Source organism: Vogesella mureinivorans (assembly GCF_007644035.1).
GTDB lineage: Bacteria > Pseudomonadota > Gammaproteobacteria > Burkholderiales > Chromobacteriaceae > Vogesella > Vogesella mureinivorans.
Map to the genome: position 1 here is coordinate 1 of NZ_VMTV02000161.1, position 286 is coordinate 286.

At 54.2% G+C, this 286-nt stretch carries 2 protein-coding genes; both read right to left on the minus strand.

The features are described from left to right. Nucleotides 1-90, minus strand: a 90-nt coding sequence (locus FLQ44_RS24810) for an arsenate reductase/protein-tyrosine-phosphatase family protein (RefSeq protein WP_439144898.1), incomplete at its 3' end; no start/stop codon positions are given. 22 nt (nt 91-112) lie between these two features. Next, a complete protein-coding gene (locus tag FLQ44_RS24815) occupies nt 113-280 on the minus strand; it encodes an aquaporin (RefSeq protein WP_369126595.1) in 168 nt (55 codons plus the stop codon). Nucleotides 281-286: the final 6 nt, after the last annotated feature.

The following is a 286-nucleotide window of genomic DNA, read 5'->3' on the forward strand; positions in this document are numbered from 1 at the left end:
TTTTCCGGTTCCCAAGTGTTTGGCGAATCCTTCGGCCATCTGCGATCGCGCCGAGTTCTTTTTGCACACAAACATGACACGCTTCATCATGTAACTCCTTTCAATGTTGAAACTAAAAGCTGTCTGATCGAGCGTCTTTGAAGAACAACCGCTTGTAAAGCAATACGGCCAGTTGCGCTCCGACGATCGGCGCGACCCAATACACCCAATGGTGCTGCCAGAGATTGCCGACGAGGGCAGGCCCCAGCGATCGCGCCGGATTCATGCTCGCTCCGGTGATTGGCCC